Genomic DNA, 25,407 nt, shown 5'->3' with positions numbered 1-25,407 from the left:
GTCCCTCTGCCTTCCGCTTGCCGGGCCGATCAAGACCTCGCGGCGCAATTTCCTGTGCTCATCGCGCCCCACGCTAAGGGCAGTGCTGTATTCGCAGGGGGCGATGAGCAACGCGAATTGCGCCGCCGTGGATCGGATCATGCCGCCAGCGGAGTAAGCCCGGCCAGCCATTCGTCGTCGGAGCCCTCGGCCACGCCTTCGAACAGAATAGTGGACAAGTAGCGTTCTCCCGTATCCGGCAACATGGCCAGGATGGTTGAGCCCGGCGGCGCGGTTTCCGCCACCTTCAAGGCCGCGGCCACGGTGGCGCCGGAAGACAGTCCGACGAAGATGCCTTCCTCCGCTGACAGGCGACGCGAGGTGTCGCGCGCGAGAATATCGTCCACCGGCAGGATTTCATCGGCGATCGTGCGGCTGAGCACCGCCGGCAGGAAGTCGGGCGTCCAGCCCTGGATCTTGTGCGGTTTCCATTCTTGGCCCGACAGCAGCGCCGCGCCAGCGGGTTCCGAGGCGATGATGCGGATATCCGGCCGCGCCAGCTTCAGCACTTCGCCCGCGCCGGTAATGGTGCCGCCGGTGCCCCAGCCGCTGACGAAATAGTCCAGTCGCTTGCCGGCGAAATCGCGCAGGATTTCCGGCCCGGTGGTACTGCGGTGCCAGGCCGGATTGGCCTCGTTCTCGAATTGGCGGGCAAGGAACCAGCCGTGCTGCTGTGCCAGTTCCGCGGCCTTGCGCACCATGCCGGTGCCGCGTTCGGCGGCCGGTGTCAGTATCACCTTGCCGCCGTAGGCGCGGATCAGCTTGCGTCGCTCGACGGAAAAGGTTTCGGTCATCACCGCGACGAAGGGATAGCCGCGTGCTGCGGCCACCGCGGCCAAGGCAATGCCGGTATTGCCCGAGGTTGCCTCGACGATGGTCTGGCCCGGCTTCAGCGTGCCGCGGCGTTCTGCGTCCAGCACGATGGCCAGGGCCAGTCGGTCCTTGACCGAACCCGCGGGATTGAATGCCTCGACCTTGACATACAGGTCGACGTGCCTGGGCGCCAGGCGATGCAGCTTGACGATGGGGGTATTGCCGATCGTGTCGAGAATGCTGTCGTAGATCATGGCGCGCTCTGCGATGGATTTATTGGAGGAAAAAACTAGTGGAAGGTGTGGTGACTGCGGTTCAGGCGGCGCGGCGCAACTCGGTCGCGGCCGTCGTCAGCGGCGCCGCGCCGAACCAGTGCAGGCTCGCGCCCAGTGCAGCCACTTCGCCGACGATGAGCAGGGCCGGCGACTTCAGCGCGAACTGGCGGGCCAGCGTGGGTAGATTTTCCAATGTGCCCAGCACCACGCGTTGCTCGGCACGCGAGCCGTTCTCGACCAATGCCACCGGTGTCGTTGCACTTCTGCCGTGAGCAATGAGCTGGCCGCGCAGGCGATCCAGCCCGGCTACGCCCATGTACACCGCCAGGGTCTGGCGTTCGGCCGCCAGCGAGTGCCAGTCCAGCGTATCCAGCGATTGCTTGCAGTGCGCGGTGACGAAACGCACCGACTGGGCGTGATCGCGATGGGTCAGCGGAATACCCGCATAGGCTGCGCAGGCCAGCGCCGCGGTGACACCGGGTACCACTTCGAACGGAATGCCGTGGTCGCGCAGGAATTCCAGTTCCTCGCCGCCGCGGCCGAACACAAACGGATCGCCGCCTTTCAGGCGTACGACGCGCTTGCCGGCCCGGGCATGCTGCAGCAGCAACTCGTGGATGCCGTCCTGGGTGGTGTGGTGAGTGCCCGCCTCTTTTGCCACTTCTATCTTTTGCGCATCGCGCCGGGCCAGAGCCAGTACCTCGCGGCTGACCAGGCGATCATGCAGCACGACGTCGGCTTCGTGCAGTGCGCGCAGGCCTTTGAGCGTGAGCAGGCCGGCGTCGCCGGGGCCGGCGCCAACCAACACTACCGAACCATGTGGTTGCGCATCTGCTTGCTCAAGGTCCTGTTCCAGTGCGGCTTCGGCGATAGCCAGCTGGCCGCGGCGCACGAGTTCGGCCACGCGGCCCTGAAACAGGCGTTCGAGAAAACGGCGGCGCTGACCGAGATCGGCCAGGCGCCCACGGATGCGCACACGCCAACGGTCGGCCAGCGACGCCAACGCGCCCAGAGAAGGATCGAGCAAGGCTTCGATTTTTTCCCGCAGCAGCCGCGCCAGTACCGGTGCGGCGCCCGCGGTGGAAACAGCGACGACCAGCGGCGAGCGGTCGATCACCGCCGGCACCTGGAAACTGGAAAGCTCTGCGTCATCGACCACGTTGGCCCAGATAAAGCGTTCCGTTGCTGCCGCGGCAACCGCCGCATTCACACGAACGTTTGAAGTAGCGGCGATCACCAGCCATCTGCGTTCCAGCCACGCTTCGACGAATTCGCCGGAAATCAGGCAGATGCGGCCGCTTCCCGACCAATTGCGCAAGTTGGTCGTGAAATCCGGTGCGCCGACGGTCACCAATGCACCGGCTTCCAGCAGGGCTGCAACCTTGCGTTCCGCGACGATTCCGCCTCCCACGACGAGGACGGAGCGGCCTGCAAGATCAGCAAAGATGGGATAGAGTCGGACGGCGGGCATGATGATTTCTGCAACAACACCTGTAGTCATGGAGATAACCGACACGACGTTGCTGTCGGCTTGCAGGACCATGCTGGGCGCCCGCTGTGCTGCAGGGAAGTGAGCAAACGATGTGCCGTTATGCCGCCAGGGCATGTATCTCCAGGCGGACGTATAGACGGCTAAATGATCTATGGTTATAGTCGGTTCACCCCGGCTTGAAACCAGACGGCACCTGCGCAGGCGCCGCAAACGTTTTCAACCCAACAGGCTTTACCACGACTGGAGCAACACATGAAAACTAATTACGCCACTCGATTCTGTATGCATTACGTAATTAAAAATTGGCGTCGTCCGCTTGCGTCCGAACTGTTGCGATCTCCCCAGAGAAGGCCGTCATGACACTTACCCAACTCCGCTACCTGATAGCCATCGCCGATTCCGGCCTGAACATCACGCTCGCCGCCGAGCGCGTACACGCCACCCAGCCGGGCATCTCCAAGCAGCTAAAGCAGCTGGAAGACGAGCTTGGTTTCCAGATCTTCGCCCGCAAGGGCAAGAGTCTCGAACGCATCACTCCTGCCGGTATCCAGGTCATTGATCGCGCCCGCGTGATCCTTGCCGAAGCCGCCAATATCCGCGCCCTCGCCGCCAATCTTCGCAACGAAGCCCAGGGCGAACTGCGCATCGCAACGACACATACCCAAGCCCGTTTCGTGCTGCCGCGTACCATCGCCAGCCTGAAGCGCCGCTATCCCCAGGTCAGCGTCCACCTCAAGCCCAGCGGCGATGCCGAAGTATTGGCGCTGCTCGAACGTGGCGAAGCCGATATCGCCATCGTTTCCACGGCCGGCAGCGTTCCCGCCGGCGGCCTTGCCGTGCCGCTGTTCCGCTGGGACCGTCACGTGCTGGTGCCGCGTACGCATCCGCTGGCCAAGCTGGAAAAGGCGCCCCGGCTGGATGAGCTGGCGGAATACCCGCTGGTCAGCTACGAGTCTTCGCTCAAGCCCGATTCGTCGCTGCGCCGCGCCTTTCTCGGCGCCGGGCTGCTGCCGCGAATCGCCATCACCGCACGCGATGCCGACCTGATCAAAACCTACGTGCGCGCCGGTCTCGGCGTTGGCGTGCTGGCCGAAATGGCCATGCTGCCCGAAGACCTGGCCGACCTGAAGGCGCTGCCTGCACCGGGCCTTTTCCCGCTCTGCACGACCTGGGTCGTGCTGCGGCGCGACCGCGTGCTGCGCGACTACGCGCTCGATCTCGTCGCCGAACTGGCGCCGCAGCTTGATCGCCGCGGTCTGCGCCGCGTGCTCGACGGCGTCACCACGCCCGACTGGCCCGCACCGCCGCATTGGCGCCAGCTGGTCGCCAGCGCGGAAGCCAAGCAGGCTGTGCCACTGGGGTTTGCTGCGCAGGCGGCATGAACATCCGGTTGGGAATGATCCCGTCGCGCGCAGGTGCGGCGGGATTTTTTCTTTTATGTCCTTGGTAATAGTTGGCTTTTTGGATTTTTCCAACGAGAGCGTGTCGACCGGACTGCCCTGCGGCAGGGTGGCTCATAAGCCCGACCGGGACAGCGCCGGCATCCTGTCTTTTGGCTTAGGGTGATGCCGGCTCCGTGCCCGTGCTGGCCCAGGGGCGCGTTGCCGAAAATGCGGTCGCAGGAGATACGGGCGAGTTCATGCCGTCAGGGACAGGCCAGGGCCACGCTGCGAATGCGTTTGCGCGACGAGTCCGGTTTGATTTCCAGAAAGCACGAAGAATCGTCGATGTTGCCGTAGTCGACGTTGCCGCTGTCCTCGTCGTAGATCTCGCCTTCGCCCCAGCGTTTGCGTGCTTCTTCCATAGGCTGCCCCGGACACAGGCCGGAAGGCGTGCAGTAGCGCGGCGAGGTGGATTCAAGCATCAGGACTTGGCCGGGCTCGGTCATTTCGATGCGCAAACCCGGATATGACAGAACATAGTCGTGATCGCCGGGCTCGCCTGCCGTGCCCGCCGGCTTGCCGAGTTTCTGGTAGACGACGGCCAGAGAATCGTTGATTTTCAGGCCGCCCAGGCTCAACTCGCTGCGGGTCGGCGGACCAGGCGGTGCGGCCGACGCGAGCCCGCCAGGCAGCAGCGACAACAGAACAAGGACGTAACGGCTAGGCATGGTATCTCCCGATCAACGAGGTCTGCTGCAGACGGCTGCTGGGACGGCGCTTTTCCAATCGCACCGTGGCGGGACTTCGACAGGTGTCAGAGGCGGGGTTCGGTCAATTTCGGGTCGCGCCGGCATTGCAGCAGGGGTTTGCTCTGGCTGGAGACGATGCGTTTGATCGTGTCTTCCTCGGCGTCGGTCACGACGCGCATGCAAGTGCAGCCGTAGCCGTAGCCGGTGCCGCCGTAAGCTACCCACTGCTTCTTGTCGATGCTCGGCCAGTTGCCTTCGGCCTGATGGCCGCCCTGCATCGCCACTGTCCACTCGCCATCGCGGTCGAGCAAGGAGGCGTTGCCGGGCGACGGATTGACGAACCAGCCGCAGCGGTTCTCGATGCCGTCCGGTGCCTTGCCGGATGCGGTCGCAGCGATCAGCGCTGTCAGGACCAGCAATGCCGCGCAACGCGAGGCTGGCGTGCGGAAGAGGGAGGCGTAGCGCACTGGACACTCCTTGTGTGATGCGAACACATGGTAGTCCGACAGGCGCGACGCGAAGTGTGGCCTGGGTACGAAGTGTGCATTCCAATGCAATGCAACGAGCTGACGAGATTGCGGGTGCAGTGCTGCGTTCAACCCAGGCGGCTCGATTGCCGGTTCATTGGCGAATGCGCCGACAACTGGTTCGTTGCGCGCCGTACTTTGTGGACGATGCGGGCAGCGTTGCGCTCGCCCAGGTGGCAACAGCCGTATTCAGCCGGGCAACGCCAAGGATGCTCCCGGAGCAAATTCGCCGGCCCTGCGGCACCCGTCGACGGCGCGCGTCTCTCAGCGCATCTGCGCCAGATCCGCTTTACTACTTCTGGGCAACAGCCACGCCAGGTTGGCGCCGCGCATGCCTGATCGCGTCACCAGCTGCAAGTGCTGCGCCGGACCACACGGCGAGGCTGCACCGGCACGCTGCAGCAGGTCATGCGTGCCGAGTTCGGTGGCCACGTCGCCGTTGGCGGCAGCTGTCTGGTGCAGGGTTTGCGCGATCGCGGCGGCGTTGCCGTGGTCGCCGCGTGCCAGTGCCAAGCCGGCGCTGGCGATGTCCAGGCGCCGCCGGCCTAGCCAGTCGTCGCTGCCCAGCAGTTTCCTTGCCGTATCGATATGCCGCCGGGCGGCATCGCGTTCGTCCAGCACCAGATTGGCTTCGGCCAGGCCCAGCTCTGCGTCCAGTTCCAGCAGGCGGTAGCCCGACGCGGCAATGGCCGGAGCAATCTGCTGCAGCTGGCTGCGTGCTGCGGCCGCGTCGCCGTGGCGTACGGCCTGGGTGGCCCATTCCAGTACCAGGCTCCAGCGCGCGACCAGGCTGGAAACGTCGTTCATATCGGCCTGCACATGCTGCAGTGGCTGGTTCGCCAGGCTGCGGTCGCCACCGAGCAGGGCGATTTCCGCTTCGCCCAGTCTGCCAAAGTAGCCAATGGAAGGATCGCTGGAATTGCTACAACGGGAAAATCCGGTCTGCGCTGCGGCGCTCTGTCCGCGCAGCAGGGCGACGGTGCCGCGCAGGCAGGCCAGGCTGAAGGCGATCTCCGGCGCTTCGCGGCGCAGGGCCTTGTCGACGACCTGTCCCTGGGGATCGGCCCGCTCCAGTGTGGCTTCGGCTGCGGCGAAGCGGCCCTGGCGCAGCTGGATCAGGCCGATGTACACCTCGATATTGGTGCCCAGGCCGCCTTTGCCGGGCTGCTGCTGCAGTTTTTCCGCCCGCGCCAGCGCGCTGGCGAAGTCGCCGCGCATGAAGTCTTCGTTGATGCGGTCGAATTCGATCGAGGGCAGGGCGAACTGTGCCTCGCTTTCGGCCAGGGTGGCGGCTTCCTCCAGGTAGCGCCGGTAGGCGGGGAAGTCGCCCAGGCGGTAGTACTTGAACGAGGCACGACGCAGCGCGTCGAATTCCACATTGCGCTGTCCGCTGCGCCGCGCCGCGGTCAGCAGGGCGGGCAGGTGCTGCGGCAGGCGTGCCGGGTCGGTGAGGTCGGCATAGAAATGCATGACCAGCGCACGCAGCGGATCGCCGGCGGCCTCGTAGCGTTGGCCGGCTTCGTCAAAGCGTGTCGCGAGTTCGGCGCCGTCGCCCTGCATCCAGTCGGCCATGACGACGGCCTGTGTTGCCATCGCGCTTTCGTATTTCCAGCCGGCCTGGGCCGACAGCTGCTGTGCGGCCAGCGCCGCGGCTTTGGAATTGCTGGCGTCGCCCATCACCCCGTAGGCAGCCGACAGGTTCAGCTGGGCGAAGATGCGCGTGGCGACAGGCTGGCGCTGCCAGCGCGGCGTCGACAGCAGGGCGATCACTTCGCTGGCGTAGCCGCTGCGCAACAGGCAGCGCGCCTGTTCCAGCACGAATTGTGGCTGGCTGGGAAAGCGTTCGGCCAGCGCGCCGTAGGCGTGCGCCGCAGCGAGGTGCTGCTGTGCCATCAGCAGGCGCTGTGCGGTAAGGATGGCGCGTGCATCGGCCGGCCAGTCGGCTGCCCATTCGTCCAGGCGGGCGAAATGCTGTTCGGCCTGGCGCAGCTGGCCGAAGGTAATCAGCGACTGCGCCAGCTGCAGGCGGGCCAGGCCGAAGTCCGGCTCCTGTTCCACTACCTGGCGCAACAGCTCCAGATGGGGCGTCCAGTCGTGCTGGCGATGGCGCAATACCGCCTCGGCATAGCGCTCGGCGTTGTCGCGGCGCAGGCGCAAGACTGGCCGCACTTCGCCGGCACGCCGCGGCAGCAGATCAGCGAATACGCTGCGGCTGACCTGGTCGACCAGGGTATCGACGGACGCCAGTTCGCCCTCGGCTTCGCGGCTGGCACCGCCCGGCGTGCGCGCCTGCAGGCGGATGCGGTCGGTGCCGCTGGGCGTGGCCGACAGCATCACGACTTCCACGCCGTCGCGCGCGCTCTCGGCGGCGGCAAGGTCGGCGGCGTTCAGCACCGTCACTTCGGGAGCCAGCGACAGCTGCCACTCCAGCCAGGACTGCAGCACGGTCGCCGGCCAGCGCGAAGACTGGCTGGCGCCCGGATCGTCGAGCACGATCAGTGCAATCTGCCGGCTGGCCGGCGGCACAGGCGAGCGGCCGGCCAGCCAGCCGGCGCCGACCAGGCAAGCCACGACGAGCAGGGCAGCCACAAGCGCAACCGCCCGGCGTGGCCGTGTGCCGCTGCGCGGGGCTGCCGGCAGGGGCAGCGTTGCGGGCTGTACTGCGGCAGGAATGGCAGCCTCGCCGTCCAGGGCCAGCGGCACCACCGGGCCCGGCGGCTCGAACACGTAGCCGCGCTTGGCCACGGTGCGTATCCAGAGTTTGCGTTCGTCGCCAAGCAGGCGCCGCAGTACCGATACGGTCTGCGTCAGGTTGCCGTCCTCGACCACTACGCCGGACCAGATCCGCGCCAGCATGGCCTCGCGGGTATGCAGGCGGTTCGGCTCGGCCAGAAACAACAGCAGCACGTCGAAGACTCGACTGCTGAGCTCGACCTCACCCTCGGCACTGCACAGGCGGCGATAGCGCAGATCCAGGCAAAGATCGCCTACCCGAACGACCGGCGTTTCCGGCGGCCAGCTGGCTGGAATCAATAACTGCACGTTGGTATCCCTTGCCCGGCGCGCATGGTAGCGGCCAATCCGGCGCGGCCGTTGATGCAATGCGGCAAAACGGCGCCTTGAGCCACCTTTGAGACAGATTTGAGTCGTCCGCCGAGGAAGCTCGGCGACCGCTGCGGCAAGGCTGCGGCCTTCGTCCGTCGCTGCAGGCCGTTCTCTCATGACGCTGAACCAGTTGCGCTATCTCGTTGCCATCGTCGATGCCGGGCTGGTGATTTCCCGTGCCGCCGAGCGCGTCCACACCACGCAGTCCGGCCTGTCCAAACAACTCAAGCAGATCGAAACCGAGATGGGCCAGCCACTGTTCCAGCGCCGCGGCTACAACCTCAGTGCGCTGACGCCGTGCGGCCAGCGCGTCATCGAGCACGGCCGTGCCGTGCTGGCGGAAATGGCCGGCATCCGCAGCCTGGTTGCGCAGCGCGCGCCCGGCATGGGCCGCGCCCTGCGCATCGCTACCACGCCGACCCAGGCGCGCTATGTGCTGCCTGCCGCGCTGGAGCGGCTCAAGCGCGGCCACCAGCAGCTGCAGATTGCGCTGCGGGTGGGGGGTGACGAGGAAGTGCTGGGCTGGGCCGAAAGCGGTCAGATCGACCTGGCCCTGGCCAGCACGCAGGGCCTGCGCCCGCGCCGCGTCGCGGCGGTGCCGCTCTACCGCTGGCAGCGGCTCGCCCTGCTGCCGGCGGGCCATCCGCTGGCGGCGATCGGCCGTGCGGCGACGCTGGCCGATCTGGCTGCCCATCCGCTGGTGACCTACGCCTCTGCGCGTGATCCGGTGTCGGACTTCAGCCGCGCATTTGCCCTGCATGGCGTAAAGCCGACCATCGCTACCTGTACGGCCGATGCCGATCTGATCAAGACCTACGTCCGTGCCGGGCTCGGCGTCGGCATCGTGGCCGAAACCGCCTACGAGCGCGAGCGCGATGCCGACCTGCAGGCCCTGCCCCTGGGTAACCTGTTCCGCCCCTGTACCGCCTGGGCGGCTTTTCCGGCACGCTGCGCGCCACTGGAACAGGCTTTGGAGCTGGCGGCCGAGCTGGCGCCGCATATGGAGTTGCGCAGCATGCGGCGCACGTTGGCCTTGGGCGAGGCCGGGGAATGGCCGGCTCCACCGGGATGGGACAGATCTGCCGCCTGAGCGAGCGTGGTGGCCCGGCTGCTCCGCGGCGTGGAGCGTTGCAGCCGTCCTGCCTGAGAGGTTGTGCGCCCTGGCGACACAGCACTCCATGAGATGCCATCTGTCGGCGAAGACAAATTTGTGCACATGACAATACTGTTGCGAACATCACTAGTTGCGCGCTAAATACGGCCGGCAATGTCGGGCCGCTGCAACGGGGTCATCGTCTTCCTGGCGTGCCGACGGCACCGCATTCGATACCCGAAAATCCAAATTTGAACAGGCCTGACGGAATGTCGTGACGGGTGGGAAATGCCGGGAAATCCGCCGCTGGTCCACGGCATCCTGCCCCGTCAAAAACGACAACTTCTCCAGCGTTTGATCTGCCGGCAGCCGAAGGACCGGCCGTCGCCAATGGCTGGAAATAGCTCGACATTAACAAGAATTTTTACGGGGGTGTTTTCGATGGCTGCAGAATTCGCGCTTGGACTTGCTGTATCTGATGCCGAAGCTCAAGCCAGGGACGAGCGCGTAACCGAGTTTTTGAAGCAGATGAGCTTGCGCCAGGCCAGGCGGCAACAGGAAACTTCCGGGCTCGTCGTCGTACAGGTTGCCAGCGAGACACCAAGGAACAGCCCCGAAGTAGCGGCCATAACCAATCTGGAAGAAGATGCCGGCGGTGCCGGCCTGCAATCGATGTCCCGCGGTAACCGCATGAATTTCTCGAAACCGGCACTGCGTTCGCGCATTGTGCGTGGCGATACCCGGCAGGTCGCGGAAATCCAGCGCAAATTCCCTTCCATCGAAGTCGCACCGGTTGCGATGCTTTATCCGCAGACTTTCCTGCCATTGGCTTCCGAACTCGACCGATGGATTTACCGCCCGGCGCAGGGCGCCGCATTGCGGCGCTTGCAGGTCAGCGTGAACGATTCCGAGGGAAAGCCTGTCAAAGACGTGAAAGTGCGCGCTTACGTCAATTACTCTTCGGATTTGCACTATGCAGCAGTAACCAATCGCAGGGGCAAGGCGCTACTGGAGATTGAAAAAGGCTTGCACGACTACATCATCCTGCTTGCGGCGGAACCGGACCACTCCTACTGGTCTAGCTTCGAAGCCAATATCCAGCTTTCCGCGGCCGACAAGCAATTTCAGCTACAGCTGCAGCCCATCGTTCCCGACGAATTCATGCTGCTGTCCCACTATGCCAGGTACGACGAACAAGCCGGCGGCGGCGTGACCGTCGCAGTCATCGACAGCGGTGTAGGTCCGCACGAAGACATTACAGTCGCCGGCGGATACTGCCCTGTAACAGGCGAGGTCTCTTCCGATTTCAGCGACAACGGTCTCGGCCATGGCACGCATGTGGCCGGGATAATTGCCGCCAGGCGCGGCGCCAACACAAATGTTTACGGACTCGCACCCGCTTGCACGCTGCTCTCCTACCGGGTCTTTCCGCGAAGAGGTGGGGCATTGGACAAAGATGCAACCATGGCGAGTTCGCTGGACGTTGCTGGGGCGCTTGAGCGTGCCATAGCGGCCGAATGCGATATCGTGAATATCAGCTTGGGCAGTTTCGACGAAATGCTTGAAGTGAAACCGCTGCTGCAGCAGGCGTGGAATTCGGGAATCGTCATTTTTGCCGCCACGGGCAATGATGGCAGGGATTATTCGCGTTATCCGGCCTGCTATGAACCTGTACTCGGCGTCGCGGCGCTGGGACGCCATGCCAGTTTTCCCGAGCAATGCCTGGCGGCCCGGTTGGCGAAGTTCTGGTCCAGGGGGGGCGAGTTTTTTGCCGGATTTTCCAATTATGGAGATTCCACCCGCTTCATCGGCCCCGGTGTTGGCGTGGTTTCCACCTATCCGGGCAACAAGTTTTCCGCAAATTCGGGCACGTCGATGGCCACGCCGTTTACCAGCGGCATGGCGGCGCGCCTCTTGTCTGGCAACCAGCGCGTGCGTAGCATGCCGCGAACTGCAGCGCGCGCCGAAGCTATCGTCAAACTCGTCACCGACCTCGCCCGCGAAGTCGGCTGGGGAAAGGCATATGAAGGTTACGGAATCGCCTGTCATGACTAGCGTCGTCCTTACCTACACCGGCAAGCCGGCATCGCGCCATGATGCCGAGAACCGCCTGCGCAAACGCGTGCCGCGTATTGTGCTGACGCCCAAGACTGCCATCCTGGTCGAAGCGCAGGTGCAGGAAGACGATCTTCACCTGCTGGAGCAGGATCCGGACTGGCATGTTTCCCGCCCGGCCATGCTCGGCATCCGGCAGCCGTCGGTCATTACCGGCGGAGCGGTTACGTTCGATCCGCAAAGAGACGACACGCCGTTCTATATTCGTCCACCGGCGAATCGCACCCCCAAGGGCAGTGCCGCGGCCATTCCTGGCGGCCGCATGAGCTTTTTGCCGCAAAGCCTGCATTCGCCGATACGGCGCATCGATCGGTTCGACGCCCATGTCGCCATCCAGATCGACTGCGACGACAGCGGCAAGCTGCCCCGGCCGCTGTCGCCGGCGGAGTTGACCCAGCTGCTCGGTTTCGTCGACGTTTCGCCGCTGCAGGGGCTGATTGCGATCGATGACAGTCCGATCAGTGGCGTCGGCAACTATTCGGCCGCGGCCATGATCGATGGCGTGTTGAGGTCTATCCAGATCGCCGTCGTCGCCCACGGTTGATTTCCGCGCCGAATTGGCGCCGCCGCCGATCCATTCCCCGCCATCGCGGCCATGGCGTGTGCCGCCTGTTTCTTTGCCCTGTTGCCACGGTTGCGGCATGTACCGGCCGGCCGTTGGGGTAGAGCGATGCACCGCTCACTATTTGATAGTTATTTTTTCGCAAAATCGCACGGCGACGTACTGCCTGGCGATGGGCGTCATTCCGGCCTGTGCGTCGCCGAGTCCGGCAGCCTGGCGTGTTGCGTATTTCCCCTGGCGCTCTCGCCCTGACGGTATGACCGTTGTGGCGGCATTCCCTGCGCTCATGCCTGGGCAGCGCCGGCAGCGTTAGCGTGACACCGTCGAACGCGGCGGGGGCCGCGCAGACCGTCACGCCGCCGGGCAACCCATCGAAGTTCCGGCGCCGCACATTCGGTACAGATCAGCGACGTCGCGCCAGCAGCGCGGCGGGACGTGCGTGCGCGGCGAAAAGGACGAGCGGGCAGCCAGAGGGGGCTGCCCACACCACAAATCGCTTTTGCATAGGTGAACTCGTGAGCAAACTAAGCATCAACCTGGGTCGGCGCACGGCCCTCAGCCTGGCTGCCGCAGCCTTGCTGGCAGGAACGGTGACCAGCGCCATGGCCGGCACGGTCTGGACCGAACGCGCCGCCAGCGGCGAGCGCATGGCGCTGGACGCGCTGCGGGGCGGCGACACGTATACGCGTTTCATTGTGCATTATTTTGACGCGATGCCGTTCGGCACCAGCGAGAACGCCGCCCTGGCCGAAGCCTCGGCCAAGCGCCTCGACGCCGACCTGGCACGTGCCGGCCAGGCACTGGGCAGCGAATTCAGGCAGGTGCGGCCGCTGGCTACCGGTGGCTTCCTGATCGAGCTGAATGCTGCTGCCAGCCACCGCGGCGCAGTACCGTCGGCGCAGAAGATCATGGCCGAATTCGCCAAGAACCCGGACGTGGCCCTGATCGAGCCCGATGCGCGCATGCAGATTGCGTTGACACCCAACGACACGCGCTACCAGGACCAGTGGCATTACTTCGAGTCCACCGCCGGCATGAACCTGCCTGAAGCCTGGGACATTTCCACCGGCAGCGGCGTCGTGGTGGCAGTGATCGATACCGGCATCACCACCCATAGCGATCTGTCCGGCCAGACCGTGGCCGGCTACGACTTCATCAGCGATACCACAGTCTCCAACGACGGCAACGGCCGCGATTCGAATCCGGCCGATCCTGGCGATGCCTACAATGGCAACAATTCCAGCTGGCACGGCACCCATGTCGCCGGCACCATTGCCGCGTTGACCAACAACTCCAAGGGCGTGGCCGGCGTGTCCTTCAATGCCAAGGTCCAGCCCGTGCGTGTACTGGGCAAGGGCGGCGGCAGCCTGGCGGATATTTCCGACGCGATCATCTGGGCTTCCGGCGGCAGCGTGCAGGGCGTGCCCGCGAACGAGACGCCGGCCAAGGTGATCAACATGAGCCTCGGCGGCAGCGGCTCGTGCAGTTCCACCTATCAGAGTGCGATCAACGCTGCGCGGCAGCGCGGCACCGTCGTCATCATCGCGGCGGGCAATTCGAATACCAACGTGTCGGGCTTCCAGCCGGCCAACTGCAGTGGGGTAGTCGCCGTCGCCGCCAGCGATCGCGAAGGCAACCGCGCGTCGTATTCCAACTACGGCACCGGCATCGACGTGACCGCGCCCGGTGGCGAAACCGCGGTCGCCGGCAACGGCGTGCTGTCCACGCTCAACAGCGGCACCAGCGCGCCCGGCAGCGAAACCTATGCCTACTACCAGGGCACCTCGATGGCGACGCCGCATGTAGCCGGCCTGGCCGCGCTGATCCTGGCCAAGGCACCCGGCAAGACGCCGGACGAGATCGAAACCCTGCTCAAGCAGAACGTGCGCACCTTGCCCGGCAGCTGCAGTGGCGGTTGCGGCGCCGGCCTGGTCGATGCGAAGAAGACCTTGCTCGCTCTTGGCGGCAATGGCGGCAATGTCGCACCAACGGCGAATTTCACCTTCAGCGCGAACGATCTCACCGTCAGCTTCACTGACGCGTCCAGCGACAGCGATGGCAGCATCGCCTCGCATGCCTGGGATTTTGGCGACGGCACCACCTCGACCGCGACCAGCCCTAGCAAGACGTATGCGGCCGCCGGTACGTACACGGTCACCCTCAAGGTCACCGACAACGGCGGCCTGGACAACACCAAGACCGCCTCGGTCACTGTGCCCAGCAACGGCGGCGGCGCAGTGCTGCAGAACGGCGTGGCCAAGACCGGCCTGAGTGCGGCTCTGAACGGCTCGCTCGATTTCAGCCTGGTCGTGCCGGCCGGTGCCAGCAACCTTAAGTTCGTCACCAGCGGCGGCAGCGGCGATGTCGACGTCTACGCCAAGCTGGGCAGCGCGCCGACCACGGCCAGCTATACCTGCAAGTCCGATACGCCGAGCAATAGCGAAACCTGCACAATTAGCAATGTCCAGGCCGGCACCTACTACGTCAAGCTGGTCGCCTATGCGGCTTTTTCCGGCGTCAGCCTCACCGGCAGCTATACCACGGGCGGTGGCGGCGGTTTCAGCAACACCACCGACTACGCGATTCCCGATCCGGGCAATGTCACCAGTCCGATCACGGTATCCGGCCAGAGCGGCAACGCCTCCGCCCAGACCAGGGTCACGGTGAATATCGTGCATCCGTATCGCGGCGACGTGCAGATCGACCTGATCGCTCCCAGCGGCCAGACCGTGCGCCTGAAAAACTACGACAACGACAGCGGTGACGACATCCACGCCACCTACACCGTAAATGCCTCGGCCTCGGCCAAGAACGGTCTGTGGCGTCTGCGCGTGACCGACGTCTACAGCACCGATGCGGGCTATCTCGACGACTGGAGCCTCCAGTTCTGAAGCCGGCAAGACGTATTCCCTCTCCTCCAGGCACAAGGCCCGGGGGAGAGGGCTTTGCCGGTTTGTCCAGGCAGCACGCTATCATCCGGTGTTTAGCCCTCGCCGCACCACGCTGTACCCATGGCCGACGATTTTTCCCCGCTGCTCGCGCAAATCGCCGAAGCCGCTATATGTCTTACCGATAGCGGCGACGTTGCCGATTACATCCCCGCCCTGGCGCGCGTCGCGCCGCAGCAGTTCGGCATTGCCGTTGCCACGGTGGACGGTGCAGTGTTCCGCGCCGGCCAGGCTGATCAGGCATTTTCGATACAAAGCATCAGCAAGCTGTTCGCGCTGACGCTGGCCCTGCAGCGCGAAGGCGATGCGCTATGGCAGCGCGTCGGCCGCGAGCCTTCCGGCACGCCATTCAATTCGCTGGTTCTGCTGGAGCGCGAACGCGGCATTCCGCGCAACCCGTTCGTCAATGCCGGCGCGCTGGTCATCACCGACGTGCTGTGCCGGCGCTATTTGCAGCCTGAGCGCGCCGTACTGGAATTCGTCCATCGCCTGCTCGGCCGCACCACGGTGGCGATCGACACGGAGGTCGCGCGCTCGGAGCGCCTGCACAGCGACCGCAATGCGGCGATTGCGCATTTCATGCGCAGCTTTGGCAATCTGCAAGGCGAGGTCGCCGCGGTACTGGACGCGTACTGCGCGCAGTGCGCCATTGCCATGTCCTGCGCGGAACTGGCGCAGGCGGCACTGTTCCTTGCTGCCGATGGTCGCCAGCCCAGTGGCGTGCGTGTGCTCGATCCGCTCGATGCGCGCCGTGTCAACGCCTTGATGCTGACCTGCGGCGCCTACGATGCGGCCGGCGATTTTGCCTTCCGCATCGGCTTGCCGACCAAGACCGGTGTCGGCGGCGGCATTCTCGCCATCGTGCCCGGGCGCATGAGCATCTGCGCCTGGTCGCCGCGGCTGGATGCAACAGGCAATTCCATCGCCGCCGCCGCCGCGATAGAGCAGTTTGCCGCGGCGACCGGTGTCAGTGTGTTCGGCGGTTTGCCCGGCGCATGAATTGATTCGTAGGGTGCGACGAGCGCATGCGAATCGCACGGTGAGGTAGTGGGGTGGGCTACCTTCGTGCGGGAAGGGCGGCGCAATTCGCTGCGCTCATCGGCGCCCTACGAGGCAGCTGTGTCAGACCGGTCCGCACATGACCCAGTCGGCTTTGCGGTCTTCGCCGACCAGGAAGACGGCCGTGCCGACTTTCTCGAAACCCTGCTTCTCGTAGAAGCGGATGGCCTGCGGCGCTTCCTGCCAGACCAGCAGCCATAGCCAGTAGCGGCCGCGTTCGCGCGCCTGGGCGCGCAGTGCCTGCATCAGTGCCGCCGCGCCGCCGCGGCCGTGCTGCGAGGGCGCGAAGTAGAAGCGGCCGACTTCGGCGCTGGCGTCCTTGTCCACGCAGTCCGGTGCCGGCCGCGCCAGGCGCAGCTGTGCATAGCCGACCATGACGCCGGCGCTTTCCGCCAGCAGCGTGACGATGGACGGATCGGCCAGCTCGGCCGCCTGCCGCGCCGCGTCGAAATTCGCCGCGACGAAGGCGCCGGTGTTGGCCGCGTCGCTGGCATGGGCGTAGGCGGCGAGAAACCATTGCGCCATGTTGCGTGCCAGCTCCGGCGCGTCGGCGGCCACGCCGCGGCGGATGGTCAGGCCGCTGTCCGTTTCAGACATGTATACGTTTCCCGATGTGTTCTCAGTGTGCCGGTGCCGGGGTGGCTGCGGCTTTTTCCAGCACGTCGCGCGTCATGGCCGTGGCCAGGGTTTCCTCGCCGATGAAGACGTCGGTCGCGGCGTCCTGCTGCAGCAGGGCGGCTTCCTCTTCGCTGTGCGAGCGCACGACCACCTGGATGGCCGGATTCAGCGCGCGCGCGGTTTCCACCATCTGGCGTACATGGAAGGTATCGGGAATGGCGATGACGAGCAGGCGCGCGCGCGCCACATGCGCCTGGATCAGCACGGCCGCTTCCGCCGCATTGCCGGCGACGGCATGGATGCCCTGCTGGCGCAGGGTTTCCACGCGCTCGCGGTTTTCTTCCGCCACCACCAGGCGCAGGCCGCGCTCGCGCAGTGCCGCGGCGATGCGCCGGCCGACGCGGCCGTAGCCGACCAGCAGCACATGGCCGGTGAGGTAGTCCGAGCCCACGCTCATGGGCAGTTCGGCCAGCGGGTCGGCCGGGCGCTCCAGCTTGCGCGCGAAGCGCGAGCGCTTGCGTATCCAGGACTGGGCCGGCTCTATCGCCTGGAAGATCAGCGGATTGAGCGCGATGGAAATGATCGCGCCGGCCAGGATCAGGTTCTGTCCTTCCACCGGCAGGATCTTCAGCGACACGCCCAGCGCAGCGATGATGAAAGAGAACTCGCCGATCTGCGCCAGGCCGGCGGAGACGGTCAGCGCCGTGTTCAGCGGATAGCGCAGCAGCAGCACCAGCGCGGTCGCCGCAATACCTTTGCCGACGATGACCACGCCGACCACGGCCAGCACCATCAGCGGCTGGGTCAGCAGGATCTTCGGATCGAACAGCATGCCGACTGAGACGAAGAACAGCACCGCGAACGCATCGCGCAGCGGCAGCGATTCTTCCGCGGCGCGGTAGCTCAGTTCGGATTCGCGCAGCACCATGCCGGCGAGGAAGGCGCCCAGCGCGAACGACACGTCGAACAGAATGCCGGCGAGATAGGCAATGCCGACCGCGGCGGCGATCACGCACAGGGTGAACAGTTCGCGCGAACCGGTGCGCGCCACCTGCCACAGCAGCCAGGGAAACAGCTTGCGCCCGCCGACCAGCATCAGCACGACGAAGGCAGCGACCTTGCCCAGGGTGATGGCGATGGCCAGCCACAGCGGCCGGGCGGCATGCGCGGCGTGGCCGGCGCTGGCGGCGTCGCCGCCGTCCATGCCGGCCAGCGCCGGCAGCAGCACCAGGGCCAGCACCATGACCAGGTCTTCGACCACCAGCCAGCCCACGGCGATGCGGCCGTTGACCGATTCCACCAGGCCGCGGCTTTCCAGTGCACGCAGCAGCACGACGGTGCTGGCGACGGACAGGGCCAGGCCGAATACCAGGCCGGCGGCGAGCGGCCAGCCCCACAGCCAGGCCAGGCCGGCGCCCAGCGCCGTGGCCACGCTGATCTGCACCAGCGCGCCGGGCAGGGCGATGCGTTTGACCGAGAGCAGGTCGTCGAGGGAGAAATGCAGGCCTACGCCGAACATCAGCAGCATCACGCCGATTTCGGCGAGCTGGCCGGCCAGGTGGACGTCGGCGACGAAGCCCGGCGTGGCCGGGCCGATGATGATGCCGGCGACGAGATAGCCGACCAGGGCGGGCAGCTTCAGCTTTACGGCGATGAAGCCGACGATCAGGGCGAGGCCGAGAGCGGCGGCGATGGTGCTGATCAGTTCTACGCTATGGGGCATCGGTCACCAGGGGGCTTGAGGATGTGGATGTACGCCGGCGTTGCCGCCGGACCGTCGCCACCACTCCCGTGCCGCCGCGCCCGCAGGGGGCACAGCATCGAGGTCGAACCCAACAGCGAATAGCGAACCAGCTAGCCGATATGGAGCCTCAGCGCCCTCCCCGGACAGGGGCAGGGCGCGATGGGAGTAGTGGTTGCCGCGACGAGAATCGCGACGAGGGACGAAACCTTACACCGAAAAGCGTTACCGGGTCGTGGCCGGACGCAGATTGGTTTCGAACAATTTGAGGATGCGTGCATATTCGTCGCGCCAGGCCACCGCATGCGCGAAGCTGTGGCGTTCCAGCGGATACGGCGCCAGTTCGACATTGTCCTTTTTCAGCTCGATCAGGCGCTGGAACAGGCGCACCGAGTCCTGGAAGAACACGTTGTCGTCGATCATGCCGTGGGCGATCAGCAGCGAGCCCTTGAGGTTTTCGGCGAACTCGATCGGCGAGCTGCGGCGGTAGGCAATATCGTCCACTTGTGGCGTATTCAGGATGTTCGACGTGTATTCGTGGTTGTACTGGGTCCAGTCGGTGACCGGGCGCAGCGCGGCGCCGGCCTTGAACACGTCGGGCGCCTGGAACAGCGCGATCAGGGTCATGAAGCCGCCGTAGGAGCCGCCGTAGACGCCGACATTGTCCTTGTCGCCGTTGTGTTCCCTGACCAGCCAGTTGACGCCGTCGACCAGGTCTTCCAGCTCGGGCTTGCCCATGTGCCGGTAGATCGCCGTGCGCCAGTCGCGGCCATAGCCTTCGGAGGCACGGTAGTCCATATCCAGCACCAGGTAGCCGCGCTCGGTCAGCAGGTTGTGGAACATCTGCTCGCGGAAGTAATACGGAAAAGCCAGGTGGGTGTTCTGGGTATAGCCGGCGCCGTGCACGAACAGCACGATGGGCCGCTTGCCGGCGCTGGCATTCGCCGCGGGCGTATACAGCTTGCTCCAGATCGGTTCCTTGGTATGCGTGGACGGCACCGGCACGATCTTCGGTTCCTGCCAGGCGATTGCCTTGAACTCGGCCGTGCGCGTGTCGGTGAGCTGGCGTGCGTTGCCGCCGTCGGCCGGCAGCAGGCTGAGCTGCTGCGGCACGTAGCTCGACGAATGCGCCACCGCCAGCTGCTTGCCGTCGGGCGACAGCAGGAAGCTTTCCACGCCCTTCTGGCTGGTCAGGCGCGTTGCGGCGCCGCCGCCTACCGGCGCGCGGTAGATGTCGTAGCTGTACGGCGCGTCGGCGTTGCTCTTGAAGTAGAACCAGCTGCCGTCGGGCGACAGCTGCGGCGCGGACACTTCGAAGCGGCCGAGCACGACAGCCCTGGCCTTGTCGCCGTCATGCCGGGTATACAAGCCGGCAAAGCCGCTTTCCTCGGATACGTACCACAGGCTGCGGTTGTCCTGCAGCCAGCCGAATTCGTTGAAGTTCCAGTTGATCCAGGCCGGGTCGGTCAGGCGGTGGCGTGGCACCAATGCAGCATTTTCCGCATTGTTCACTACGCTGATCCAGCGGTCCTTGTTGTCGCCGGCACGCAGCATCACCGCGGCCTGGGCGCCGTCGCGGGTGTATTCCAGGCCGGTCACATGGACGACGCGCAGCACCTTGTCGGGCTTGGCGTCCTGCTTGTCCTTGGCGGTGTCTTTCTTCTTGCCGGCCTTGCTGTCCCTGGCGGCCGGCTCGCCCTTGGCGGCGGCCTTTTCGTTCTCGGCGCGCACGGTGGCGAGCGGATCGTCGTCGATGCCGGGCAGCACGGCGTAGTCGAGCCGGTGCGCAGTCTGGCTGGCCAGGTCGATGCGCCAGAGCGTATCCGGCGCCGGGTTGCCGCGGCCGACGCGGGTGCGCACGTCCTCGATTTCCTCGTAGCCCGACTCGGTCACGTACATCGGCATCTTGCCGGCGCGGCCTTCGTCGAAGCCCTTGGGCGTGGTCACGGCGAGCAGCCAGCGGCCGTCGGGCGACAGCACGCTGATCGTCACCTTCACGTCGTCGCCGAGATAGACCGGCTCGGCGGCGCGGCTGGGATCGGCCTTGCGCAGTTCGTCGGCGCGGGCCTTCAGCGCCTGCTTGTTGTCGTAGTCCTGTTTCAGCGTCGAGATCAGGCGCAGCTGCAGCTGCTCGAAATCGCCGGGCTTCTTGTCTTTGGGGTTCTTTTCCGCCTTCAGCACGGCGATGGGGAAGTTCACGCCGCTGGCGAAATCGTAGCCGTACCAGTCGTTGCCGACGCGGTATTGCAGGCTGGCCTGGTCGGCAGAGAACTGCGGCGCGCTTTCCTCTTCGCTGCTGCGGGTGACCTGGATCAGCCGGCCGCTGGCGAGGTCGCGCACAAACACATCGCCGTTGCGCACGAAGGCAGCGCGGCGGCGCGCCTGGTCGTAGCTGGCGTCGTTGCCGTCGATGCCCGCCAGCTCGGCCGGCGTGAGTACGCTGTCCTTGCCGTCAGCCAGGGCGATGCGATGGATGTCGCGCACGCTGCCGCTGCCGCGCTTGAGCGAGTAATACAAAGCGCTGCCGTCGGCCGACCAGTACGGCGATTCGACCGGGGCGCCGATCCATTCGGGATCGGACATGATGCGGTCGAGGCTGGTTTCGGCCTGCGCCGGCAGGGCGAGGAAGGTAACGAGGGCGGCGACGGCGGCACTGAGCCTGGCTGACATGGGCAACTCCTGGACAGGACCGGTCGAGCATACCCAATGGTTGCCGGCTTGAGCCGTGGCAATGGTCATTGCCGCACGCCTCAGGCACCATGCCGCCCTTTGCCGGAGTCCCCCCATGGTCCTGCCCGCCGTCGAACTGGAAACCAAGCCCAAGCCGCGCCACAGCGTCATCTGGCTGCACGGACTGGGCGCCGACGGGCACGATTTCGCGCCCATCATTCCCGAGCTGGTGGCCAAGGACTGGCCCGCCATCCGCTTCGTCTTTCCGCATGCGCCGGTGCGTCCGGTGACGATCAACAACGGCATGAAGATGCGCGCCTGGTACGACATCGCCGGCACCGACATCGCCTCGCGCCAGGACGAAACCGGCGTGCGCGAATCGGTGGCCCAGCTCGATGCGCTGATCGCCCGCGAAGCCGACCGCGGCGTGCCGGCCGAGCGGGTCATCCTGGCCGGCTTCTCCCAGGGCGGCGCGGTCGTGCTGGCCGGTGGCGTACGCCATGCCAAGCGCCTGGGCGGCGTGGTCGCCCTGTCCACCTACCTGCCGATCGCGGAGAAAACCGCCGCCGAGCGCAGCGTAGCGAACGCCGAATTGCCGATCTTCATGGCCCATGGCAGCCACGACCAGGTCGTGCCGCAAAACCTCGGCACACGCTCGCGCGACGTGCTGCGCGGCCTGGGCTACAGCGTGGACTGGCACAGCTATCCGATGGCACACCAGGTCAATGCGGAGGAAATCGCCGACCTGCGGCAGTGGCTGGCGCTTCGCCTCGGGGCATAATCCGGCGTCGATCGTGGCGCGGGGAGGCGCAGATTGCCGACGTCCCTACGCGCCCAGGAATCCAGCCGCGGTACCGATCTGGCCCATCACTGGCTGCCGAACTTCTGCAGCTGGCCGGTGCTGGTCGCGTTGATCGTGATCGGCGAGCTGACCGCGCTGGTCGTGGTGCTGTCGGCCAGCGACGTGAATGTGCCGCGCTGGCAGCAGCTGGGCGTGGCCAGCCTGTTCGTGCAATGGCTGGCGGTGGTCTGGACCGTCTGCCTGTGCAAGGCACGGCCGCTGCTGCTGCGGCTGCAGCCATGGATGGGCGAGTTCGCCGCCTTCGGCGTGATGGTGTCGACCACGGCACTGGCCAGCTGGCTGGTATTCGCCGTGGACGAAGGGCTGGGCCTGGGCCTGGTCGACCGGGCCGCCGACAGCATTCGCTTCGTCGTCCGCAACAGCGTCATCTGCGCCCTCGTCGCGGCGGCGGTGCTGCGCTATTTCTATGTGCAGGAACAATGGCGCGCGCGCATCCGCGCCGAAGAGCGCGCGCGTTTCGAAGCGCTGCAGGCGCGCATCCGCCCGCATTTCCTGTTCAACAGCATGAACATGATCGCCAGCCTGATCCGCGCCCGCCCGCGGGAGGCCGAGACCGCGGTGGAAGACCTGTCCGACCTGTTCCGCGCCGCGCTGGGGCGCGAGAACGCCCAGGGCACCCTGGGCGAGGAACTGGATCTGGCCCGCGGCTATCTGCGCATCGAAGAGCTGCGCCTGGGCCAGCGCCTGCGCGTGCAATGGCAGGTCGACGGCCTGCCGCGGGACCTGGAACTGCCCTCGCTGCTGCTGCAGCCGCTGGTGGAGAACGCGGTCTACCATGGCATCCAGCCGCTGACCGAGGGCGGCTGCGTCAGCCTGGTCGGGCAGTGCAGCACGGATACGCTGGAAATCCTTGTGCACAATCCCTGTCCGCCGGCCACCGCGCCGCGTCACGGCAATGGCAACGGCATGGCGCTGGCGAATATCCGCGGCCGCCTCGCCCTGCATTACGGCGAGCGCGCGCGGCTGGAGGTCGCCCAGGGCGACGGCTGGTTCGAATGCCGCCTGCGCATTCCGCTGGCGCAGCAGCCGGCGCCGCACCGATAAATGGAAAAAGGGAGAAAGCCATGCGTGTACTGATTGCCGACGACGAGCCGCTGGCGCGCGAACGCCTGGCCGCACTGGTCGGCGACGCGGGCAGCGAAGTCGTCGCCAGCGTGGAAAACGGCGAGCGTGCGGTGGAAGCGGCCGAGCGGCTGCAGCCGGAGGTCTGCCTGCTGGACATCCGCATGCCGGGCATGGACGGGCTGGACGCGGCGCGGCTGATCGGCCAGCTGGCCAATCCGCCAGCGGTGGTGTTCTGTACCGCCTACGACGAATACGCGCTGAAGGCCTTCGACGCGCACGCCGTCGACTACGTCATGAAGCCGGTGCGGCGCGAACGCCTGGAACAGGCGCTGGCCCGCGCGGCGCGGCTGAGCGGTGGCAAAGTGGAAAAAGTTGCACAGACGCTGGGGCCGCAGCGCCAGCGCAGCCATATCTGCGCCCGCGTGCGCGGCAACCTGGTGCTGGTGCCGGTGGAGGAAATCCTCTACCTGCAGGCCGAGGACAAATACGTCGTCGTCCATCACGTCAAGGGACAGGTGCTGGTGGAAGATGCGTTGAAAGGCCTGGAAGACGAATTCGGCGACCAGTTCGTGCGCATCCATCGCAATTGCCTGGTGGCGCGCGCACGCATGTCCGGCCTCACCCGCGGCAGCGATGGCCGCGTATTCGTGCGCATCGACGGCGCCAGCGACGTACTCGAAGTCAGCCGGCGCAACCTGCCGGCGCTGCGCAAGCTGGTCAGGAATCTGTAGCCCGCGAAACGGCGGCTTTGCCGGCGTGGCAGTAGTCGACAACGGCAGTGCGATTCGCGTTGCTCATCGCAGCCTACCGGAGCGGAAGGGCCTTGGTAGGGCGCGATGAGCGCAGCGAATTGGGCCGCACGGTCTGACGGTTGCAGTACGGCCGACACCGCGATGGTGCAATTCGCGTTGCTCATCGCAGCCTACGGGGCGACACCGCTTGCCTGGCTTTGCCGGTGGTCTGACGCGGCGGCGGCTGTGGCACCCGCAGCGAGCGGCTGGCCGGTGACCAGCCCGTGCAGCTCTGCCTCGATCGTGCCCAGGGCATCGTAGCGCGCGTATTCGTCGCGCAGCTGGCGCGCGCGTTCGCGATAGCGCGGCTGCTCCAGCGCGCGATTCACCGCTTCGGCGATCTGCCGCGCCGCCGGCCGTCCGGTGACGAGGTTGATGCCGGCGCCCGACCAGGCCACACGCGCGGCGATCTCGGGCTTCTCTTCGCTGTCGCCGGCGACGACCAGGGGCACGCCCAGGCTCAAGGCATGATTGACCGAGCCATAGCCGCCGTTGCTGACCAGCACGTCGATCTGCGGCAGCAGGCGGTCGTAGGGCAGGAAAGGCACGACGCGCGCATTCGCCGGCACGCTGAAATCGGGCGCTTCGTCGCGGCCGGTGGTGGCGATGACGAGCAGGTCGTCGCGATCGGCCAGTGCGCGCAAGGTCGGCACAATCAGCTGCTGTGCATCCTGGTTGGCCAGCGTGCCCTGGGTCACCAGTACCTTGCGCCGCCGGTCGCCGAGTTCGGCCCACCAGGGCGGTGCGACGAAGTCGGCGCTGGCCGGTGCCAGCAGCGAGCCGACGAAGCGCACGCTGTCGGGCAGGTCGCTGCGCGGATACTCGAAGCCCGGCACGCACAGCTGCAGATAGCGTTCCGGCAGGCGGATCATCGCGTCGACGAAAAAGCACGGTAGCGGCGCTAGGCCGAGTCGGGCCAGCACCGCATCGAAATGCTGCTGCACGCCGCCGAACATGGCCTGCTGCAGATTGCGCGCCATGGCCAGGTTGCGTTGGCGGTCGGCAGCGGCCGACGACGGCGGCAGCGCCGTGCCGAAGAACGCGGTGTCGGCGCTGGACAAGGCCAGCGCAGAGATGCCGATGCCGACGACGGGCGGCCGCGCGGGGCCGCGGCGCTGCAGCGCCACGGTGCCGCAGAACATGGAATCGACCACGATCGCGTCGGGGCGGAACTGCTGCAGCAGCGCATCGATGCCGGCCAGCTGCGCCGGCATCGCATCGGCAAACGCATGACGCAGGCCGTAGCACAGCTGTGCATGCGCCGATGGCAGGGTTTTCCAGTCGGGAAAGCGCTCGTGTACGCTGCGGTAGTCGTAGTCGATCTCGGCCGCGAACGGCACGAAGTCGATGCCGCGGGCACGCGCCGCGGCGGCGAAGCTGCTGCCTGTATGCAGCAGCACCTGATGGCCACGCTGCCGCAGATGGGCGGCGATGGCCAGCAGCGGCGCGACATGGCCGGGCAGGGCGGTGGCGGCGATCAGGTAGCGGGCCATGGCAGCAA

18 protein-coding genes are annotated in these 25,407 nt (G+C 66.1%); 9 read left to right on the top strand and 9 right to left on the bottom strand.

Translation table 11 applies throughout. The features are described from left to right. Positions 1-137: 137 nt before the first annotated feature. Positions 138-1,106, bottom strand: coding sequence for a cysteine synthase A (gene cysK, locus DFR29_RS19755; RefSeq protein ID WP_133820360.1), 969 nt, complete (start codon positions 1,104-1,106; stop codon positions 138-140). 61 nt (positions 1,107-1,167) lie between these two features. Beyond that, the gene (gene cysG / locus DFR29_RS19750) at positions 1,168-2,598 is read right to left on the bottom strand and encodes a siroheme synthase CysG (protein WP_133820359.1); all 1,431 of its coding nucleotides are present in this window, start codon (positions 2,596-2,598) and stop codon (positions 1,168-1,170) included. Positions 2,599-2,975: 377 nt separating this feature from the next. On the opposite strand from cysG, the gene DFR29_RS19745 reads away from it, so the two are divergent. Next, positions 2,976-4,001, top strand: a complete 1,026-nt coding sequence (locus DFR29_RS19745; protein ID WP_133820358.1) for a LysR family transcriptional regulator — start codon at positions 2,976-2,978, stop codon at positions 3,999-4,001. A gap of 263 nt (positions 4,002-4,264) precedes the next feature. On the opposite strand, the gene DFR29_RS19740 is transcribed toward DFR29_RS19745, so the two are convergent. From DFR29_RS19740 to DFR29_RS19730, 3 genes are all read right to left on the bottom strand, one after another. After that, entirely contained in the window at positions 4,265-4,729 is a 465-nt protein-coding gene (locus tag DFR29_RS19740) for a hypothetical protein (protein WP_133820357.1), read from the bottom strand. Between the two features lie 86 nt (positions 4,730-4,815). Then, entirely contained in the window at positions 4,816-5,349 is a 534-nt protein-coding gene (locus DFR29_RS19735; protein ID WP_208113660.1) for a DUF4087 domain-containing protein, read from the bottom strand. A gap of 192 nt (positions 5,350-5,541) precedes the next feature. Then, positions 5,542-8,319, bottom strand: a complete 2,778-nt coding sequence (locus DFR29_RS19730) for a tetratricopeptide repeat protein (protein WP_166654218.1) — start codon at positions 8,317-8,319, stop codon at positions 5,542-5,544. A 178-nt stretch (positions 8,320-8,497) separates the two neighbouring features. Here DFR29_RS19730 and DFR29_RS19725 point away from each other — a divergent pair, with 178 nt between their 5' ends. From DFR29_RS19725 to DFR29_RS19705, 5 genes are all read left to right on the top strand, one after another. Beyond that, positions 8,498-9,472 carry a LysR substrate-binding domain-containing protein gene (locus DFR29_RS19725; protein WP_133820355.1) on the top strand — a complete coding sequence of 325 codons (975 nt, stop codon included), beginning with the start codon at positions 8,498-8,500 and terminating at the stop codon, positions 9,470-9,472. A 291-nt stretch (positions 9,473-9,763) separates the two neighbouring features. Then, entirely contained in the window at positions 9,764-11,530 is a 1,767-nt protein-coding gene (locus DFR29_RS19720) for a S8 family peptidase (RefSeq protein WP_133820354.1), read from the top strand. After that, entirely contained in the window at positions 11,523-12,134 is a 612-nt protein-coding gene (locus DFR29_RS19715; protein WP_133820353.1) for a hypothetical protein, read from the top strand. The genes DFR29_RS19720 and DFR29_RS19715 overlap by 8 nt, the downstream gene beginning before the upstream one ends. Positions 12,135-12,667: 533 nt before the next feature. Next, positions 12,668-15,043: a S8 family serine peptidase gene (locus tag DFR29_RS19710; protein ID WP_133820352.1), complete on the top strand. Its 2,376-nt coding sequence runs from the start codon at positions 12,668-12,670 to the stop codon at positions 15,041-15,043. A gap of 120 nt (positions 15,044-15,163) precedes the next feature. After that, positions 15,164-16,099 (top strand): glutaminase, encoded by a 936-nt coding sequence (locus DFR29_RS19705; RefSeq protein ID WP_133820351.1) that lies wholly within the window; start codon positions 15,164-15,166, stop codon positions 16,097-16,099. 123 nt (positions 16,100-16,222) lie between these two features. Here DFR29_RS19705 and DFR29_RS19700 read toward each other — a convergent pair whose 3' ends face one another. From DFR29_RS19700 to DFR29_RS19690, 3 genes are all read right to left on the bottom strand, one after another. Further along, positions 16,223-16,756 (bottom strand): GNAT family N-acetyltransferase, encoded by a 534-nt coding sequence (locus tag DFR29_RS19700; RefSeq protein WP_133820350.1) that lies wholly within the window; start codon positions 16,754-16,756, stop codon positions 16,223-16,225. Positions 16,757-16,778: 22 nt separating this feature from the next. Then, a complete protein-coding gene (locus DFR29_RS19695) occupies positions 16,779-18,500 on the bottom strand; it encodes a cation:proton antiporter domain-containing protein (RefSeq protein WP_133820349.1) in 1,722 nt (573 codons plus the stop codon). A gap of 243 nt (positions 18,501-18,743) precedes the next feature. Next, entirely contained in the window at positions 18,744-21,188 is a 2,445-nt protein-coding gene (locus tag DFR29_RS19690; RefSeq protein WP_133820348.1) for a S9 family peptidase, read from the bottom strand. Between the two features lie 115 nt (positions 21,189-21,303). On the opposite strand from DFR29_RS19690, the gene DFR29_RS19685 reads away from it, so the two are divergent. Genes DFR29_RS19685 through DFR29_RS19675 form a run of 3 tightly spaced genes read left to right on the top strand, consistent with a single transcriptional unit; the run spans position 21,304 to position 23,846 of the window. Beyond that, complete coding sequence (locus DFR29_RS19685; protein WP_133820347.1) at positions 21,304-21,969, top strand: alpha/beta hydrolase; 666 nt, start codon at positions 21,304-21,306, stop codon at positions 21,967-21,969. A 33-nt stretch (positions 21,970-22,002) separates the two neighbouring features. Continuing rightward, positions 22,003-23,094, top strand: a complete 1,092-nt coding sequence (locus tag DFR29_RS19680) for a sensor histidine kinase (protein ID WP_133820346.1) — start codon at positions 22,003-22,005, stop codon at positions 23,092-23,094. 20 nt (positions 23,095-23,114) lie between these two features. Continuing rightward, entirely contained in the window at positions 23,115-23,846 is a 732-nt protein-coding gene (locus DFR29_RS19675; RefSeq protein WP_133820345.1) for a LytR/AlgR family response regulator transcription factor, read from the top strand. Between the two features lie 191 nt (positions 23,847-24,037). On the opposite strand, the gene DFR29_RS19670 is transcribed toward DFR29_RS19675, so the two are convergent. After that, a complete protein-coding gene (locus DFR29_RS19670) occupies positions 24,038-25,399 on the bottom strand; it encodes a glycosyltransferase (protein ID WP_133820344.1) in 1,362 nt (453 codons plus the stop codon). Positions 25,400-25,407: the final 8 nt, after the last annotated feature.

It is taken from the genome of Tahibacter aquaticus (assembly GCF_004363655.1).
Lineage (GTDB): Bacteria > Pseudomonadota > Gammaproteobacteria > Xanthomonadales > Rhodanobacteraceae > Tahibacter > Tahibacter aquaticus.
Note: the sequence above shows the minus strand (reverse complement) of the source record. Positions and strands in the feature narration are given on the sequence as shown.

What these genes read in the sequence shown, in the direction of transcription:
- cysK (WP_133820360.1), bottom strand. Translation starts at nt 1,106, where the DNA reads ATGATCTACGACAGCATTCTCGACACGATCGGCAATACCCCCATCGTC.
- cysG (WP_133820359.1), bottom strand. Translation starts at nt 2,598, where the DNA reads ATGCCCGCCGTCCGACTCTATCCCATCTTTGCTGATCTTGCAGGCCGC.
- DFR29_RS19745 (WP_133820358.1), top strand. Translation starts at nt 2,976, where the DNA reads ATGACACTTACCCAACTCCGCTACCTGATAGCCATCGCCGATTCCGGC.
- DFR29_RS19740 (WP_133820357.1), bottom strand. Translation starts at nt 4,729, where the DNA reads ATGCCTAGCCGTTACGTCCTTGTTCTGTTGTCGCTGCTGCCTGGCGGG.
- DFR29_RS19725 (WP_133820355.1), top strand. Translation starts at nt 8,498, where the DNA reads ATGACGCTGAACCAGTTGCGCTATCTCGTTGCCATCGTCGATGCCGGG.
- DFR29_RS19720 (WP_133820354.1), top strand. Translation starts at nt 9,764, where the DNA reads ATGCCGGGAAATCCGCCGCTGGTCCACGGCATCCTGCCCCGTCAAAAA.
- DFR29_RS19715 (WP_133820353.1), top strand. Translation starts at nt 11,523, where the DNA reads ATGACTAGCGTCGTCCTTACCTACACCGGCAAGCCGGCATCGCGCCAT.
- DFR29_RS19705 (WP_133820351.1), top strand. Translation starts at nt 15,164, where the DNA reads ATGGCCGACGATTTTTCCCCGCTGCTCGCGCAAATCGCCGAAGCCGCT.
- DFR29_RS19700 (WP_133820350.1), bottom strand. Translation starts at nt 16,756, where the DNA reads ATGTCTGAAACGGACAGCGGCCTGACCATCCGCCGCGGCGTGGCCGCC.
- DFR29_RS19695 (WP_133820349.1), bottom strand. Translation starts at nt 18,500, where the DNA reads ATGCCCCATAGCGTAGAACTGATCAGCACCATCGCCGCCGCTCTCGGC.
- DFR29_RS19690 (WP_133820348.1), bottom strand. Translation starts at nt 21,188, where the DNA reads ATGTCAGCCAGGCTCAGTGCCGCCGTCGCCGCCCTCGTTACCTTCCTC.
- DFR29_RS19685 (WP_133820347.1), top strand. Translation starts at nt 21,304, where the DNA reads ATGGTCCTGCCCGCCGTCGAACTGGAAACCAAGCCCAAGCCGCGCCAC.
- DFR29_RS19675 (WP_133820345.1), top strand. Translation starts at nt 23,115, where the DNA reads ATGCGTGTACTGATTGCCGACGACGAGCCGCTGGCGCGCGAACGCCTG.
- DFR29_RS19670 (WP_133820344.1), bottom strand. Translation starts at nt 25,399, where the DNA reads ATGGCCCGCTACCTGATCGCCGCCACCGCCCTGCCCGGCCATGTCGCG.